Here is a 17,407-nt window from a genome sequence, read left to right as displayed (position 1 = left end):
ATTCGCCACGCCGCCGGACACGGACGGTAGTCGATTCCGTTCACGGGGCCGGTCGGAACGAGACACCCGCGTACGCCTCGTAGTCGCGGACCGTGCGGACCGGGCCGGTGCCGAACCGGCCCGGTGCCGGATGCCGCAGCAGCGTCAGCGCACGGCGGCGGCCCCGGCGGTCGCGGGCGGCCCATTCGCGGTGGTCGGTCCAGTGCCGGGGCGCGCCCGCCCGCACGTAGTGGTGCCAGGCCAGCACCTCGGCCGGGTGGAACAGGTCGTATCCCCAGGTGTACGCACGGACCGCGACCGTGATCTCCTCGCCCTGGAAGTAGAGCCCCGGATCGTACGGGACCTCGCGTGGGAACGAGCCGGGCGCGAACAGGAACCCGGCCGCGACGAACGCGGTGCCGAGCTCGTCGCCGAGCGGCGCGCTGCCGAACACCGGAAGGCCGTCGTCGCGCCACCGGTCGATCGTGATCCGGGTGGGCCGCCCGGCACCGGAGACCTCCGCGCCGGGCGTGTACCGCGGCGGATAACCGCTGATCACCGGCTTGGCGGAGCCGGTGCGGACGGCCGTGTCGATCAGGCGCCGGTCCCAGCCGGGCGCGAACCGGGTGTGGCTGTCCACCTGCAGATACCAGTCCGCGCCCCGGTAGTGGTCCATGATCACCGCACGGGCCCAGCACGCGCCCCGGCTCTCGCGCGCGTCGAACTCCAGCAGTGTCACCCGCGGGTCGGCGCGTAACGGCGTCACGTCCTCGTCGCCGCGGTGCTGCCAGTTGACCGTGATCCGGAGCGCGTCGGGCCGGTCCGCCTTCGCCAGGCAGTCCAGCACGGTCGGGACCAGCTCCGGATCACGGTACGACGCGACCGAGACGAAGATCGTCACCGGGGCGTGAACGTCACGGTCGCATCCCGGTCGCCGACCACCCACGGGATCACGGCCAGCTCCCGGTCCGGCTGTTCGGCGCGCATCCGCTCGTACGCGGCCGCCTGCTCCTCGCCGGTCATCGCGGCCGTGTCCCGCAGGAAGCCGCCGGTCAGCCGGAACGGCACTGGCCCGCCCGGATTGACCAGCGCGTCCGTGTCCGGCGGCAGCGCGGCCACCACCGCCGCCAGGTCCGCGCGCCGCCACTGCGGCGCGAACGCCAGCCGCCGCTGCGTGGCACTCGTCGCCAGCACCACGCACGGCACGCCGTCCGGCGCCCGGGTGATCAGCGGCCGCCCGTCGCCGTTCAGGCCGAGGTCCATCAGCGAGTCGCGCAGCAGCAACTGGATCTGCGCGGCCGTGGCGTCGCCGCGCCCGGCCAGCCGCAGCACCGCGTCGAGCGGGTCGGTCACCGCGTTCTCGTCGCGCGGCCGGTAACGGGAATTGCTCACGAACGGCGCGATCTCGCCGTCCTCGCGCAGCGGCCAGAAGCCGATCACGGCCTCGATCGGCGGCTCCTCGTCCTCCTCCGCCGGAACCCAGTCCGGGTCCATGAACAGGAAGTACGTGTCCCAGCGCTCCTCGGCCATCACAGGCTCCACGCCGGTGCGGCGGTCCGCGGGCGCATCAGCTCCGCGTAGGCGCGATGGAACCCGGCCGCGTCCACGACCGGCGGCGCGAACGACCGGGCGGCGATGTGCGCGGTCAGCTCCGGATCGGGGGCCAGCCCGTGGACGCGCAGGTAGTAGGCGACGCCGTCCGGCCAGATCCACGCGCCGTCCGTGCGGTAGCTCATCGGCACGACCGCGCCCGGCGACGGATCGGTCACGTCCGCCATCAGCTGCGCGGTCAGCAGCAGCGGCGCACCGGCGTCCAGATAGGACAGCAGCGCGGTGCGATCGGCGATCCGGGGGTGCGCGTCGTCGAAGACCGGGCCCCGGGCCGGATCGACGCGGTCGAACAGCCGCGCCGTGCGTACCCCCGGAAGCTCTTGATCTGTCCACAACAGAGTGGAGGACTGCCGGGCGAGCCGCTGGTAGGGCGGCAGCGTGGTCCCGGCCGTGAACACCTCGGCCGGTGTGCGGGCCGCGAGCGCGGGCAGCGCGTCCGGCGGCACGTCCGCCTCCAGCAGGAACACGCGCACGGACGGCTCCGGTTCGTCCGGCCCGATCCGCCACGCCCGCCACAACGCCCGCGCGCCCGGCAGCGCCGACACCGTTGCGATCGCCGCCCGGTCCGCGTCGTCCGCACTGGCCGCCGCCCACGCGTCCGGGCCGGTCAGGTCCAGCGCCGGCGGCATGCGGTCGCCGAACAGCGCCGGATCGCGCAGCGCCGGGCCGAACATCCAGCGGGTCGGCGGCATCGAGGCGGCGGGCGCGGTCCGCAGCCGGGCGACCTCGCGCGCGTCCGGCGCGAGCCCGGCCAGCACGTCCAGATCCTCGCCGGACAGCGGCACCCGGTTACGGTCCAGGATCTCCGCGATCCCGGCCGCGACCTCCGCGAGCCGCCCGCCGGCCAGCGCCGCGCGCAGCCCGGTCAGCCGGTCCGGCCGCTCCACGAAACCTGCCGTGAGCAGCAGCAACCCGTGCAGCCGGGCGGCGGGCGAGACCACCGTGATCAACTCCTTGTCTGTGGACGGATCGACCATCGCACGCCGGTCACCCCGCCGGTCCGCGCGCGGGCCGGGCCGTGCCCGATCCGGCCGCGGACCGGTCCGATCGGGCAGGTCTCAGTCGAGGAGCGCCTCGCGCAGGAACGCGCCGGAGAACTGCGCGGGCGCTGCGCTGTTCAGGTTGACCAGCACCTCGGCGCCGTCCGGCAGCCGCTCGATCAGGCCGAGCAGGTCGGTCCGCACCCAGTCCGGCGCCGGAATGCCGCGCTGCGCGTCGCTGGTCGCCAGCACGGCACAAACAAGATCATCAGCGGGTACGAGCAGGAGCGCGCGACCGTCGCCGTTGAGTGCCAGATCGTACTCGTTCTCCCGGAACAGCCGCCGCAACTCCGCCACGTCCAGCCGGTCCGCCACCGCCTCCGCGATACCGTCCCCGAGCGGATCGTCCGCCATGTGCCCTCTCCTCCTCGTGGTCACCGGCGGCGCGAACCGCTGCCGGACGCCTGTTGTTGCTGGCCACCGCTCGGCATCGGGTCGAAGCGCTGGATCACGCCGCCGTCGCAGACCGCCATCGGATTGACCGCGTAGGGGTTGAAGAACCGCGCCAGCACGCGGCCGGTACCGGCGTAGACGCTGCCCCGGTGATCGCGGGCGCGCAGCTCGGCCGCGACCTGACCGGCGAGCGATCCGTTCGGGCCGGGCGCCGCGCCCCTGCACTGGAGCAGGAAGAACTCGGTGTCTCGCCCGGAACCGAGCGCGTCCAGCACGCCGGCCTGCGCCATCAGGCGCACCAGATTCCAGCCGTCGATCCACCAGGCGCTCTCGTCATGCTTGGCCAGAGAGGCCAAGCCGGGCGTGCTGTGCCCGTCCAGAATGATCTTCGCCGGCCGCTGTCCGCCGCCCAGATCCCTGAAAGGCGTGCGTTTCTCGACGCGTCCGCTGTTCCAGTCGTAGGGCACGGACCGGTCCGGCGTGCCCTGATACTGCTCGTAGAAGCGCAGGCCGTCGTCCACAGCCGTCTTGGCGGTGTCCTCCATCTCGGCGACCTCGTTCGTCGCCGACGGCAGGCCGAAGCCGATCGCCACGTCACCGCGCCGCGTGATGGCCATGGCGACCTCCCGGTAGTCGATCGGGACCTCCGGGCCGCCGGTCGCCGGCCGGGCCACGGCCCGGTCGCCGGGCGCGATGTCCGGCATGAAGGCCGGTTGCGCGGGCTGGTAGTAGGCCAGGGCCGGTGGCGGGGCCTGGTAGTAGCCGGGTCCAGGCTGCGGCGGCGGTTGCTGACCCCAGTAACCGGCCTGTGGCGGTTGCTGGCTCCATTGGCCGCCCTGCTGGGACGGTCCGTAGCCGTGGCCGTGCGGTGGATAGGGGTCCATCCAGCGGATCGGGTCGACGAGCGGGCCGGGGGAGGGGCGTGCGTTGCCGGTTTCGGCACCGTCGACGATCTCGATCAGGCGGTCGCCGTCACGAGGCCCGGCCGGATGGATCCGGCCCTGCTCGTCGACGTGGGTGCCGGTCACGTAACCGCCGGTGCCGTCCGCGCTGGTCCAGTACGTGTTGGTGGGCGCGACGATCCGCGTACCCGCCGGAAGATGTCTCGACAGTTCCTGGGCGAAACCCGCGGTGTCGCACGCGGCCAGGAACACCGGCATGCCCGACCGGTAGGCCGGATCGTTCTGGATCTCCGCCGCCAGCGGGACCGGGCCACGGCCGCCGATCCAGGACGGGCCGCCGTGCCCGAACACCGTGTAGTGCCCGGCCACCGCGTGCAGCGGCGTCGAGTGCCCTGCCGGGAGATAGGCCCGGCCCGGACCGTCGGCCAGCGGCGTCGCGCGCGGCGGCTGCGGCACGTCACCGAACCGGCGCAGCTCGCCGCCGTCCGCGACCGCGATCCGGCTCAGTTCCGGTTCCGCCGAGCCGTCGATGAACACGTCCTGGGTGCCCGCGTAGACCTCGCCGGTGTGCCCGTTCCGGGCGAGCTCCGCGCGCGCGTTCTCGGCGAACAGCATGCCGCCGGTACCGGCCCCGCCACGGCAGGCGAACAGCAGCACCGGCGACTGCGGCCCGGACCGGGCCGCGTTCAGGCCGCCCTTGTGCACGAACAGCCGGCTGGCGTCCGGCATCGGGATCCGCACCTCGGCCAGGTCCGGCAGTCGCGCGGTCCGCTGCCGTCCGACGACCCCGTGGCCGTCCCACAGCAGCGGTTTGCGCCCGCCGAACGCGAACGGCGTCCGCCGCGTCTCCGGGCCGTCCTCCGGCCCGGGATGGTCTGGATTCCCCGGGTACGACTCGTAGGTGTCCAGCGGATCGGCGTCGATCGCCTTCGCGTCCTCCCGCATGGCCGCGGCGTCCGCCGCGTTCAGCGGGAAGCCGATGCCGACCCGCTCGCCCGCCTGGTTCGTCAGGTCGATGCTCCAGATCGTGTCCGGGTCGATCGCCCGCAGGCCTTTCGCGTCCGGTGGGTAGCCGTAGATCGTCCCGGGTCCCGGTTGCCGGGCGCCCGGGGCCGCCGGTCTCACCGGAGCGGCCGGTGCCGTCGGTGCGGGACCGCCACGGCGGCGCGACCGGCGCTCCAGATACTCCTCCACGGGTGTCTGCCCGGCCGGATCGGCGTGGCGGGAGGGCGGCCTGGTCCCGGAGCCGCCGGAGTGCTGGCCGATCGCCGGGTGCGAGCTGGACGACGCGTAGGGGATTGGTGAGGCGTAGGGGATTGGTGAGGCGTAGGGATCCGGGGCGCCATGGCCGGTGTACGACGTCTGGGCGTAGCCGGGGCTCGGCGGAGCCAGGAACGTGCCGGGGCCGCTCGGGCTCGGTAGCGGCGCCGGAACGGTCGAGTAGCGCTGCGATCCGGCTGGGCCGGGCGTGAACGGCATCAAGAACGAGTCCTGCTGCGCCTGCGGTGGCGCCGGATCCGAATAGGACCAGCCGGTCAGCGGCGCCGTGATCGTGGTCGGCCGGGGCGGCCCGAGCCGCCGGAACCGGCCGTTGCGCACGTTGAGGCCCATCACCGTGCCGCCCCGATGGGTGAACACGCCGTCCCGGTCGGTGCCGATCGGGGAGTAGACCTCGTCGGTCGCGCCGAAGAACCGGCGGTTACCGATCAGCGCGCCTCCCCGCTCCGCGTCCAGCGCGAGTGCGGTCGCGCTGGCCACGTCGCCGGTACCGCCGTCGGTCTGACCCGCATGGCAGGCGACGAGCACGAAGTCACCCGGCCGGGCGGCGGCCACCTGCGCGAACAGCGAGTGCATATACATCGCGCGACCGAACTGGTCCGGGTCGAACTTCAGCCGCCGGTCGCTGCCCAGCGGCGACGCGGAGAAGACCTCTTCGGACGAGTGGACCGCGATGATTCCCGGTTGCGGCTGCCAGCCGGCGCGGACCCGGCCGCGCCCCACCCACCAGGCGAAGTCCGAGCGGGCGTCGGTGGCGTCCACGCTGTGGTAGTACGAGGCGCGGTCCGGGTTGTTCGCGAAGTCGCCGGTCGTCAGGTTCGCGTCGGCCCGCTCCCAGCGCGACTGCCGCGTCAGGTCGTCCGACTTCGACGGGTACGCCATGCCGAACAACAGGCCGCCGGGTCCGTACAGCGGCGTGACCGAGATTTCCCCGGCGCGGATCGTGACCACCCGCCCGCTGCCGGTCCGGGCCCAGACCAGGTCCGGGTCCGTGGTGGTCTGCCGCCGCCGGACGCTCGCGATCATGCTGTCGTTCTGCGGATTGAGCAGCCCCACACCGAACCGCGAGTACGACACGTAGGGATCCCCGCGCTCCATCCAGGCGATTGCGTCGGGTCCGGGTGTGTGCGTGCTGTTGGGAAGTGGGGTGGTGGTGATGGTGTCGTCGTCGTTGAGGGTGACGGTGACGAGGTGGTCGGTGTCGGTGGCCGGTGCGGGGAGCATCCTGCCGTCGGTGTCGACCACGATTCCCGCGACGTGGCCGTGGGTGCCGTCTGGGTTGGTCCAGTAGGTGTTGGTGGGTGCGGTGATGGTGGTGCCGGGTGGTAGGTGGAGGGCGAGTTCGCGGGCGAGGTCGGCGGTGTCGCAGGCGGCGAGGAGGACGGGTTGGCCGGGTTGGTGTCCGTTGGTGCGGATGTCGGCGGCGATCCGCTCGGGCGTATGCCCTCCGATCGCGCCGGGGTTGCCGTGACCGAACACGGTGAAGTGCCCGTCCGTGCCGGTGAGCGCCGGGCTGGCGGTGTAGGCGATTCCTGATCCGCCGGCCAGCGGGACCGCTGCGGGGCCGACCGGTGCCGGTGCGGCGGGTGACGGATCGCCCCGGCGGGCGGAGCCGCGCGGCGGGGACGGCTCGTCGTCGCTGCTGCTGTCGTCCGACGACCAGCCGGACTGCGCGGTGACGGGGGCATTGTCGAAACGCCGGAAGACGCCGCGATGCTCCACGTAGAGGCTGGGCTCGTCCGGTATCGAGGTGGCGTACGCGGCCGCGTTCTGCGTCGGTGTGAACACGGACACGCTGAACCCCTGCCGGGCCGTCTCGGTCGCGACGTCGAACCCGAGCCCGCCCGGCCCGGCGACCGCGCCGGACACGCAGGAGAACATCAGGATTCGCTGCCGGACCGCCGTGCTCGCGTTGTTCAGGAAGCCGTGGTACAGGCTCAGCCGGGTCAGGTTCGCGCCGTCGATGAACATCATCCGGCCGCCGACCCAGATCTGCCCGCGGTACGGGCTCCCGTGTACCAGCAGCAGTTCGGCCCGCATGCCGGTGCCGCCGTGCTCCTGACCCGGATAGGCCTGCGTGACCACCTGGGCCTGCTGATCGTGCGCGCCGGGGTACCGGTGGTAGGCGATCAGCCGGTCGTCGCCGATCACGCTCGCGGCCTGCTCGAAGTTGCCGTAGTCCGCGGCGCTCCACGGATAGCCGATCCCGTTCCGGTTGCCCCACCGGTCCCGCATCACCTCCACCCAGACCGCGTCCGGATCGATCTGCTCGTCCGGCGAACCCATTGTCGGGCGCGCGTGGATCGGATCCGTCCACGCGATCGCGTCGGGTCCGGGCAGGTGCGCGCTGTTGGGCAGCGGTGCCCTGGTGATGGTGTCGGCCTCGTCCCGGGTGACGGCCACGAGGTGGTCGGTGCCGGTGGCGGGTGCGGGGAGCACCCGGCCGTCCGTTGGTGGCCGTTGGTGCGGAGGTCGGCGGCGACCTGTTCGGGTGTGTGCCCGCCGATGCTGTGCGGGTTGCCGTGGCCGAACACGGTGAAGTGCCCGTCGGGGCCGGTGAGTGCCGGGTCGGCGGTGTAGCCGATTCCTGATCCGTCGGTCAGCGGAACCGCCGGGGCGGCGTCCGGGACGATGGCGGCCGGCGCCTGATCGCCGCGACGGGAGTAGCCTCGGGGCCGCTCCTGCGGCGATGCGGTGTGGTTGCCGCCCTGCGAGGACGGTCCCGCGTATCCGGACGGTCCGGCGTAGCCGGCCGGAGCGGGGGCGTTGCCGAACTGGCGGAACCGGCCACGGTTTTCGATGCCGAACATGTTGCGTGGCTCCGTGACCCATGCGCTGACCAGCATCGGCTGGGTGGCGGCGATGGTGGCGTTGCGATGGCCGCGCTGCCGGGCCTGCGAGCTGAAGTCGAACGCCAGCCCGCCCGCGGTGGTGAGCTGACCGGCCTCGCAGCCGATCATCATGATCGGAGAGTCGAGCGCGCCGGGCGTGGAGAGGAAGCCGCGCGTGACGGCGAGGTTGAACAGGTTGCGGCCGTCGATCTGGTACTCCCGGCCGTAGTAGGTGATGTCCGCGTAGAACTCGTCACCGTGTGCGAAGAAGAGGTTCGGGTTCGTCTCGGACAGCGTCACACCCCCGATGGACGGCATCGCATACTCCGTGTCCGCGGGGGTACCCGACAGGTCGGACTCGCCCTCGTACTGGTCGAACCGGGCGAAGTTCCGCAGACGGAGCATCGCGTTGAGATTGATCAGCAGATCCTCGTCGTCGCTTTCGCTGGTGAAGCCGAAGATCCGGTATCGGCCGTCCGTGAAGACCTGTACGTCGACGCCGGCCGGATCGATCACCTCGGTCGCCAGCGACTCGCCCTCGGCGGGCATCGCGCGGATCTCGGGCACCGGCGGCCGGCGTGGCGGAGCCGGTGGCGGCACGTAGGGCTTGTCCGGCGGAAGACCACCGCCCCTTCCCGGCGGAGGCGGAGGCGGCGGACCGTAGCCGCCCGCGTAGGACGGATAGGGCGTGTAGGCGACCGGCTGGCCGGCGTAGGAATGCCCGTACATCCACCGGACCGGATCGGCCGGCGCGGTGGGGTCGCCGGCGATCGGCGTGGTGGTGATGGTGTCGTCGTCGTTGCGGGTGATGGTGACGAGGTGGTCGGTGTCGGTGGCGGGTGCGGGGTGGATGCGTCCGTCGGTGTCGACGGTGGTGCCTGCGACGTGGCCGTGGGTGCCGTTGGTGGCCGTTGGTGCGGAGGTCGGCGGCGACCTGTTCGGGTGTGTGCCCGCCGATGCTGTGCGGGTTGCCGTGGCCGAACACGGTGAAGTGCCCGTCCGGGCCGGTCAGCGACGCATCCGCGGTGTAGGTGATTCCTGATCCGCCGGTCAGCGGGACCGCCACGGGGCCGACGGGGACCGTGGCGGCGAGGGCCGGGTCGTTCGCGAGGCCGCCGCGGCGACGGCTGCCGCCACCGCTCTGCGGCGGGTAGTCGTGTGACGAGGAGTGCCGGTCTGGTCCGCGGCGCGCGCCGGAGGACGACGACTCGGCGTACGACGAGCCGGACCGGTGGTGGCCCGAGGCGTCGAAGCGCATCATGATGCCGTCGTCGCGGACCGCGAGCGGCGTCGGGTATTGGTCGGCCGGTACATGCTGCGGCGGCGGCTGGCGCAGCTGCACGGTGTCGGTACCGGCGTAGACCGCGCCGACGTGGCCGTAGCGGGCCATCTGGCGAGAGAAGTCGTAGGCGACACCGCCCGGCCCGGCCGACTCGGCGGCGTTGCAGTGCGTCATGACGATGTCCGAGGCGAGGCCGCCCCTCGATCGGTGCAGCACGCCGTAGTGGTTGATGAGCCTGGCCAGGTTCTTGCCGTCGGTTCCCCAGTACGAGTCGTCGGTGAAGACCAGGCCGATCATGGTCGCGCCGCCGTGGCCGTCGATGAACAGCATGTTCGACGAGGCCGGTGGACCGGTCTGACCGCCGGGCATCGGGATCTGCTGCCGCCGGTGCGCCCACTCGTGCCGGGGAGCGCCCGGCTCGTGCCGAGGATAGCGGTCGTAGGCGGCCATGCCCTGGCTGTGCGCGTACCGGGCCTGCCTCTGCATGAGCGCGGATTCGGCGTCGTCCCGCGGGAAGCCGATCGCGATCGGCACGGAGCCCTCGTAGGTGATGACGTGCTTCACCCACGCGGGCTGGATCGTCTCCCACGTGTCGCCGTGGTTCTTGATCGCCTTGATCTCCTCCACCGGAGGAGCGGCCACGGGCGCGGGCGGCGGCATCGGCGGCATGGACGGTGGTGGTGGGGGCGGCGGTGGTGGTGGCGCGTACCCGCCCGGGTACGGCGCGTAGCCGGAGTAGCTCGCGGGCTGGCCCGGAGCGTAGGCGGGCTGACCGGAATATCCGGAGTAGCCGTAATAGCCGTTCGGGCGGTACGGGTCCATCCACGCTCGCGGCGAGGCCGGGACCCGGGGGTCGTTGGCGATCGGCGTGACGGTGACGGCGTCGTCCTCGCCGCGGCCGACGGCGACGAAATGGTCGGAGTCGCCCGCCGGCGCGGGGTACATCCGGCCGTCGGCGTCCACGGCCGTGCCCGCCACGTGCCCCCCGGAGCCGTCGGGACCGGTCCAGAACGTGTTCGTGGGTGCGATGACCGTGACGCCGGGCGGCAGGTGCAGGACCAGTTCCTCGGCGAAATCGGCCGTGTCGCAGGACGCCAGCAGGATCGGCGTGGCCGGATCGAATGCCGGGTCGGTGTGGATGTCGGCCGCTATCTGCTCCGGCCCGTGACCGGCGACCGAACCAGGGCTGCCGTGCCCGAACACGGTGTAGTAACCGTCCCGTCCGCGCGGTACCGGATCGCTGTCGTCCACATAGGCCAGTCCGGCGCCGGTGGCGAGCGGTCGTCCCGATACCGGGACGCCGGCGCGGGGCGGCGGCGGGGCGGCCGGCGTCGTCCCGTCACCGCGGCGCCGGCTCCAGAACCGGGGCCGCCTGCTCGACGACCCCGATGACGAGGATTGCGCAGGTGGTGCGGGTGCAGGTGCGGGCGGCGCGTAGGAGGACGGGCCCGGTGCATACGAGGACGGGCCCGGCGCGTAGGGATCGGCGTACGGATTCGGCGCATACGTCGCCGGTGCATACGGATCCGGGTAGGTACTGCCGTACCCCGTCGGTGGAATGGGCGACTGGAAGGACACCGCGCGGTCACGAGCGGTCCGGACCACGTCGCTGATCTGCCGGAAGTCGTGTGCGAAGCCGTCCGGCGTCACGCGCGGCGGGCCGGCGAAGCGCGCCTCCACGACCGGCTTGCCCGGGAACTCGCGCCCGTCGTTCGTGTCCGGTGGCACGGTCGTCATCAGGCTGTCGAACGCCTCGTTCTGCCCGATCGACTCCACGCCGGGGTACAGCGCGGCATCCACGTACGCTTCGATCCGCCGCCGCTGCGTGTCGTCCGCTATCCGGCGGCTCAGCGGATCCCGGGCGTCCGGCGCCTGTCCGGACCGCTCCAGGATCGACTGCCGCATCGCGTTCTTGATCCCCGCACCGTTGGACGCGAGGTACGTGCGCGCGTCCGGCGACAGCCCGGCCAGGTTGTCCGCCATCGACGTGCGGGACAGCGCCAGCGTGCGGTTCTTCGACAGTGGACTGTCGTCCACCGACTGGTAGACCAGCGCCGCGGTGTGCGCATAGGTCAGCGCCAGATGCCCGCGGATCTCGCTGGCCTGCTCGCTCGACGACACGCCCGGTACGCCCAGCGGTGGCGCCGCGCCGGGCTGCGCGGTGAACGGCACGCCCGCGTACCGGCTGGCGATGTCCGTGCCGAACGTGAGCGCGTGCCCCATCAGGCCCGTGGTGTCCCGCGCGTTCGGCCGCAGCGCGGCGGCGCTGTGATAGAGGTGGTCGAGCACGTCGTACATGCCCGCCATCGGCACGCCGAACGTGTACTGCATGTAGAGGTACGGCTTGGTCCCCGAGCCGAAGTTGCGCACGCGCGCGTCAGCGGTGTCCAGCGCGTTGTTGAACCGGAACTGCGACCCCAGCACGGAGCCCAGCCTGGCCTGGCGTGGCGCGCTCCGGATCCGGTTCACGGTGTCGGCGAACACGGCCAGCACCGCGTCCGGCGTCGGCAGGTGCGTCTCCTCCGGATAGTTGCGCACCGGCCGGAAGCCGAACTCCAGCCGGATGCCCCCGGCCGTCTCCACGGCCGTGATGTCGAAGTACGGGTGCCGCGCGATCAGGTCCTTCTCGTTCAGCTCGATCCCGCGCGCGGGCTCCAGCTCGGTGTAGTCCATCTCTGCCTCGGGCCCGACGGCCCGCCGCAGCGCATGCGGACGCTCACCACGCGGTACGGACGGCGCCGGATCGGTGGCCGGTGCTGGTTCGGGCGAGAGCGACGCGCCGAACCGCTTCAGGGCAACGCCCCGGTTGACGTCGATCACGTGCCCCGGGCCGGCGGCCGCGTCGAGGCTCACATCGCCGGTGAATCCGTATACCGGTGCCTGAAGCCCGTCCTGTACCGCCGCGTCGCGCAGCGTCGCCGCCAGCGAGTCCGGGCCGCCGACGGCCGCCTGGCACTGGAGCAGCAGCAGCGCGGGGTCTCCGTCCGGGACGCCCCTGCGCAGCCCGTGTGCCTCCGCGGACCGCAGCAGGCCCGGTCCGTCGAACAGCCAGGTCCGGCCGTCCTTGAACGTGATGCCCGCGAAACCCTCGGTGCCGTGGCCGTCGATCACGCGTAGCCGGTCCGGTGCCGGTAGCCCGGTCGGCGTCGGCCGCGCCCAGAAGCTTCCGTCCTCGTTCCTCCGGACGACCCGGTCATAGGTCCGCAGCGACGACGCGGCCAGCAGCGGGGCGTACGTGCGGATCGCCTTTGCCTCGTCCTCGTTCATCGGGAACGACACGCCGAAGAACCGGCCGTCCGCGGACTCCATCTCCACCACGAGCTGATCGGCCGGGTTCAACGCCACCGGCAACGAGTTCGGCGACCGTCGCCCGAACACCACCGGCCCGTGCCAGGCCGGCGCCGCAGCCAGCTGCGACGGACTCAACGGGCTGACCGGAGTGGCCGGCGTGCTCGGGCCGGACGCGGAGGTGTCGTCGTCCGTGAGTGGCGACACCGGACCGTCGTCCGGCCGGGCGAGATCGGTGTCGATCGTCAGGTCCGGCCGGGCCGGGGCAGTCGCCGGTGCGGTATCCGGAAGCGGCCGGGAGGCCGGCTCCGGTGTCGCGGACTCCGCGGGTGACGTGCCCGTCCGGTCCGGCCCGGCCGCGGTGTCCTCCACCACCGGTACGGCGTCCACCGTGTAGTCCGGATTCGGTGCGCCGGTCTGCCAGTCGGCCGTGCCCCAGCCGTCCGTCGACAGCGATTCGATCGTGGCCGGTGCGGGGTGGGTCGCGAGGCCGTCTGTCACGTTTACGCTGGTGTCGCGAGTGTCCGCAGTCCCGTCGGCCTGGTCCTCCGTGGCGGGCCCGGCGGCGGTGTTCCGGGGCGACCCCGGTGTGGTTCCTGGCGTGGCTCCCGGTGTGGCGCCTGGTGCCGCTCCGGAGAGCGCTGCCGGTGTCGCTGCGGGAACGGGTGCCGGGGCGGCCGCCGTCGGAGCCGTCGACGGTCCGGCTTCCGACGGCGAGGTGCTGTCGGACTCCGTTGCAGTCGGCGCGGCGGTAGGACCGGCGTCCACCGTGTAGTCCGGATTCGGTGTGCCGGTCTGCCAGTCGGCCACGCTCCAGCCGTCCATCGACAGCGCCGCGATCGACGACGGGCCGCGGGCCGTGCCCGGCCCGGGACCGGCCGGAGCCGGGTCCGTAGCCGTCCCGTTCGTGCCGGGCCGCTCGGCCGGTCCTGGGTCGACCGTGCGGTCCGGGTTCGGCGTCCCGGTCTGATGTCCGGTGGGTTCTCCGTCGTGCGTGGGCGGTGGCACGACGGTCGTCGCGCTGTCCGTCGCCGTTCCAGGCCGGGCCGGGGACGTCTGGTCTCCGTGCGCCGGGCCGCGTGTGCCGGGGTCGTCCGGGCGGACCGCACCGGCGGAGCCGGGATCGTCCCCGGTATGGGGTGCGGTCTCCGGGCGCTGCGCGTCGCCGGTGACGTCGATGCCGCCCGCTGCGGTGCCGCCGATGGTGCCGGCGGTGTCGGCTCCGGGGCGGTCGGTGGTGCTGGGGGCGGCTGGGCCGGCTACTCCCGCCGGGCCGCCGGCGGTGGCAGGACCATCAGACCCGGCCGGGCCGCCGGGTGCCGCCGTGCCGTTCGCGGACTGGGCGGGGACGGTGCCCACGACTCCATCCGGCCGGGAATCCGCGGCGCTGTCGGCGGTAGGCGGGATCGTCTGAGCGGTATTACCGGAAAGACTGGGATTGCCGGAATCGCCGGGTTGAGTCGCTGCCGCAGGCGGGACGGCGTCTGACGGACCCGGGGCGGCCGATATCGGGCTGCTCTGGGCGTCGGCGGTCGCCACCGGGCTGCTCTGGGCAGGGGCAGTCGTCACCGGGCCGCCCTGGGCAGGAGCGGTCGTCACAGGCTGTTCGGACTGGCCTGGGCGGGTACTGGATCCGGCCTCGGAAACCGACCCGCGGAACCGCCTGCGGCGGAACCGCCTGCGGCGGAACCGCCTGCGGCGGAACCGCCTGCGGCGGAACCGCCTGCGGCGGAACCGCCTGCGGCGGGCACACCGGTGCCGCCTCTGGTAGCGGTTCCCTGCGGCACGCCGGACCGGTCCACGGCCACGTCCCCGCTCGCTCCGGCCGCCGCACCAGGATCGGAACCATTCGCCGCGCCTCCTGGCGCCGTGTTCCCGCTGGACGCTGCGTTGCCGCCGGAGGAATGGTTGTTGCTGGATGGCGCGCTGTTGCCGAGTGCAGCATTACCGCCGGGCGGAGCACTGTTGCCGAGTGCTGGACTACTGCTGAGTGCGGGATTGCCGCCCGGCGACGGGATACCGGCAGATTCGGACCCTGCTGCGCCGCTGGATCCGGCGGTTAGGCCGTTCGAGCCGTCCCCATGCGAGCTTCCGGAACCGCCGCTCGCATCGCCGCCCGATCCGATGCCCGGAATGCTTCCGGCTCCGGAACCAGCCGCGTTTCCGGAACCGGCCGCGCTTTCAGAACCGGTGCCCGCGCTGCCGCCGGAACCTGCCGCGTTTCCAGAACCGGTGCCCGCGCTGCCGCCGGAACCTGCCGCGTTTCCGGAACCGGCGCCCGCGGCGCCGCCGGAACGGGTACTCAGGCCACCGCCGTCCGAACGGCTGTCCGGCCTGGCACTGTTCGATCCCGCGACCGGTAGGTCGCTGCCGGAACCGGCGCCCGAGCTTGCTCCCGGCGCCGCACCGCCGCGTGCCCCCGGCGCACCGCCCCCACGACCATCGGCGCCCAGCCCTATTCCGGCTCCCGTGCCCGCGCCGGCTCCCGCGGCCGGGCCGGTGCCACCAGGGTCGCCACCCGGTCGTGGGATGTCGACTGTGGTGGGTCGCGGCGTCGCCGGGGGCGGTGGCGGTGACTCTGGGCCGCCGGAGCCGAGATTGGTGCCGAGTTCGCGGGCGGACTTCTCCGCGTATCCGGCGAGGATCGACGAGGACATGGTGGCGGCGGCGGAGACGCCGCCGAAGGAGGAGCCGACGATCGCGCTGAACGACGCCTCGCCGATCGTCTCGCCGACCGCGCCGCTGCCGATTTTGCCGTGGTGGTTCTTGTCCAGGCCGGGGTAGAACTTGCCGCCGACCTTGGTGACGCCGCTGGTCACCAAGCCGATGTGGATGCCTGCCCAGAGGTCGTTCACCATGTTTTTCTTGTCGAACTTCTTCCGGGTGCCGCGTCCGAGCTGGATTATCTGGCTGACGGCGCCCTCGGCGACCTCCTGGATGCCCTCCTGGATCCCCTCGATGACCATCCGGGCCGGGATCTGGGACAGCCGGCCGTACGTCTGGCTGAAGATCTGATTGACCTGTTGCCGGCCGGCGCTGAGCAGCCCCGGCACGGCGCCGAACTGGCCGGAGGCGATCGCGGCCACGATGCCCAGCAGGATCGTGAACGCGGCGACCAGGATGTTGATCTGGCCGTAGTCGATCTCCTGGCGGGCGAGCTGGAGCAGCTGGCCGATGTTGGCGAGCTGTTGCGCGCCGGGGACCAGCGGATCGGTGATCCCGGCCTGGTACGTGCCGAACGAGCGTGCGGCCGGTCCCTCCAGGCTGCCGTTGAGCGACCGCCCGATCCCGCCGGTGCTGGCGGCGCCCGCCGCGATCGACCGGGCGAACGCGTCCAGTTCCTCGGCGAGCGCGCCGATCTGGTCGGGGCTGCCCTTCGGGTAGTGCTCACCGACCGTCACCAGGATGAAGTTGTAGACCCACTGCCAGTGCGGGTCCTGCGGGATCTGGAAGTCGCCCATGTCCGGTCAGGCGTCGGCGACGAGCGTGCCGTCGGCGTCGAACGTGACGACCGAGGGACGGTAGCCGTCCGCGCCCGCGTCGACGTCGGGCTTCTCCTTGAGCAGGAAGAACCGGCCGTCTTCCGGCTTGACCTCGTGCCCGTCGGTGGCGGTGACGCTGCTGTCCGCGGCGACGGGGAGGATCGACTCGTACCGGTTGGCGTCGAGCCGGACCATGCCGTCGGGGAGCGGTCGCAGCTCGATCAGCCCGTACCCGTCGGGTGGCGGTTCGCCGTCGATGGTGGCGCCGGCCCACTCCAGCGACAGCCGGTACTGCGACGTCGCCTTCGTCGTCGGGGTCAGCGCGTGCGCGCTGTCCGCGTCCGGCGTGATGTCACCACCGAGCGGGACACCCCGGTTCCGCACCCCGGCGACGAGCGGCGCGTCCACACCGGCCTGGGAAGCGTCCGACGGCGCAACCCCGGTCTGGAAGGGCCCGATCGGCGTCGCGCCGAACTCGTCGAAGGCGGCTTCCAGTGAGTGTGCGTCCTCCTGCGCGACGTCGTGCGCCGCCGCGTACGACTTCCCGGCCTGGCGCAGCCCGGACCCGGCGTAGCCGAGCGAGCCCTGCACGCCGCCGATGATGCCCTCGATCGTGTCCAGGTTCGCGGTGAACTGCTTCAGGAACGCGCGCCCGATCTCGTCGTCGCCGAACGCGTCCGCGTACCGGGCGCGGATGTCGGCGAGCGCCTCCATGTGCGCGTCGTAGTCGGAGGTGTGCTCGTCGTAGACACGGCCGAGTGCGTCGACGCCGTCCGGCCGGACCCAGAAGTCGCCGGTCGGCTGGCTCATGTGTCGCTCCGGTCCAGGCCGAGCGCCTCGCGGACGCTGTTGACCATCGGCGGTGCGCCGGGCGGCATCAGCGCGTCCGTGCTGCTCTCACCGCGGACCATGGCGGCCGCGTCGATCCCGGGCGGCAGCATCGGCGCCAGGAGCGCGGCGGAGGCGTCCATCACCTGCTCGCGTGCGTCCGCGTACGTCTTCATGATCAACGCGGCCAGTTCGGCGGGCGGCAGGCGCCGGGTCGCGCCGGTCGGGAACGCGATACCGGTCAGCGCGCCCTGCGGCCCGGCCGTGACCGTGACCTCGCGCCGCGGGGACGTCGCGGTCGCGGAGACCTCGTTCAGGCGTCGTTGAAGGTCGGACGCGCTCTCCCGATGCCGCTCGTACTCGGCGAACAGCGTCTCGATGTGGTCGCTGAAGTTCACCGGGCCAGTCAAGGCGGCCAGGCCGCCGGAAGAACCATTTCCCCGAGGGTACGGGTGCGATCGTGCACCGCCTCTTCCCACTCGGGCGGCCGCCG

General features: G+C 72.7%; 9 protein-coding genes. All 9 read right to left on the bottom strand.

Annotated elements, in window-relative coordinates; translation table 11 throughout:
• Nucleotides 1-40 precede the first annotated feature (40 nt).
• Nucleotides 41-880, bottom strand: coding sequence for a GlcNAc-transferase family protein (locus OP04_RS45145; protein WP_033346218.1), 840 nt, complete (start codon nucleotides 878-880; stop codon nucleotides 41-43).
• Nucleotides 877-1,509: a type VII secretion system-associated protein gene (locus OP04_RS45140; RefSeq protein WP_033346258.1), complete on the bottom strand. Its 633-nt coding sequence runs from the start codon at nucleotides 1,507-1,509 to the stop codon at nucleotides 877-879. Before OP04_RS45140 ends, OP04_RS45145 begins: the two co-directional genes overlap by 4 nt.
• The gene (locus OP04_RS45135; RefSeq protein WP_051800040.1) at nucleotides 1,509-2,567 is read right to left on the bottom strand and encodes a hypothetical protein; all 1,059 of its coding nucleotides are present in this window, start codon (nucleotides 2,565-2,567) and stop codon (nucleotides 1,509-1,511) included. Before OP04_RS45135 ends, OP04_RS45140 begins: the two co-directional genes overlap by 1 nt.
• 81 nt (nucleotides 2,568-2,648) lie before the next feature.
• On the bottom strand, nucleotides 2,649-2,984 hold the full coding sequence (locus OP04_RS45130; RefSeq protein WP_051800039.1) for a hypothetical protein: 336 nt from the start codon (nucleotides 2,982-2,984) through the stop codon (nucleotides 2,649-2,651).
• A 20-nt stretch (nucleotides 2,985-3,004) separates the two neighbouring features.
• Nucleotides 3,005-7,642: a hypothetical protein gene (locus tag OP04_RS45125; RefSeq protein WP_157241207.1), complete on the bottom strand. Its 4,638-nt coding sequence runs from the start codon at nucleotides 7,640-7,642 to the stop codon at nucleotides 3,005-3,007.
• A gap of 645 nt (nucleotides 7,643-8,287) precedes the next feature.
• Nucleotides 8,288-13,963 (bottom strand): hypothetical protein, encoded by a 5,676-nt coding sequence (locus OP04_RS45120; protein ID WP_033346216.1) that lies wholly within the window; start codon nucleotides 13,961-13,963, stop codon nucleotides 8,288-8,290.
• Nucleotides 13,964-14,199: 236 nt separating this feature from the next.
• Nucleotides 14,200-16,065, bottom strand: coding sequence for a WXG100-like domain-containing protein (locus tag OP04_RS54200; RefSeq protein ID WP_051800038.1), 1,866 nt, complete (start codon nucleotides 16,063-16,065; stop codon nucleotides 14,200-14,202).
• A gap of 6 nt (nucleotides 16,066-16,071) precedes the next feature.
• Entirely contained in the window at nucleotides 16,072-16,896 is an 825-nt protein-coding gene (locus OP04_RS45110; protein WP_033346215.1) for a hypothetical protein, read from the bottom strand.
• Nucleotides 16,893-17,312 (bottom strand): YbaB/EbfC family nucleoid-associated protein, encoded by a 420-nt coding sequence (locus OP04_RS45105; protein WP_033346214.1) that lies wholly within the window; start codon nucleotides 17,310-17,312, stop codon nucleotides 16,893-16,895. Before OP04_RS45105 ends, OP04_RS45110 begins: the two co-directional genes overlap by 4 nt.
• Nucleotides 17,313-17,407 lie beyond the last annotated feature (95 nt).

It is taken from the genome of Catenuloplanes japonicus, from assembly GCF_000717135.1.
Taxonomy (GTDB): domain Bacteria; phylum Actinomycetota; class Actinomycetes; order Mycobacteriales; family Micromonosporaceae; genus Catenuloplanes; species Catenuloplanes japonicus.
This window is presented reverse-complemented; position numbering and strand designations above follow the sequence as displayed.

Excerpts from the sequence above, each read along its gene's own strand:
- OP04_RS45130 (WP_051800039.1), bottom strand. The coding sequence starts at position 2,984 with ATGGCGGACGATCCGCTCGGGGACGGTATCGCGGAGGCGGTGGCGGAC.
- OP04_RS45110 (WP_033346215.1), bottom strand. The coding sequence starts at position 16,896 with ATGAGCCAGCCGACCGGCGACTTCTGGGTCCGGCCGGACGGCGTCGAC.
- OP04_RS54200 (WP_051800038.1), bottom strand. The coding sequence starts at position 16,065 with ATGGGCGACTTCCAGATCCCGCAGGACCCGCACTGGCAGTGGGTCTAC.
- OP04_RS45135 (WP_051800040.1), bottom strand. The coding sequence starts at position 2,567 with ATGGTCGATCCGTCCACAGACAAGGAGTTGATCACGGTGGTCTCGCCC.
- OP04_RS45140 (WP_033346258.1), bottom strand. The coding sequence starts at position 1,509 with ATGGCCGAGGAGCGCTGGGACACGTACTTCCTGTTCATGGACCCGGAC.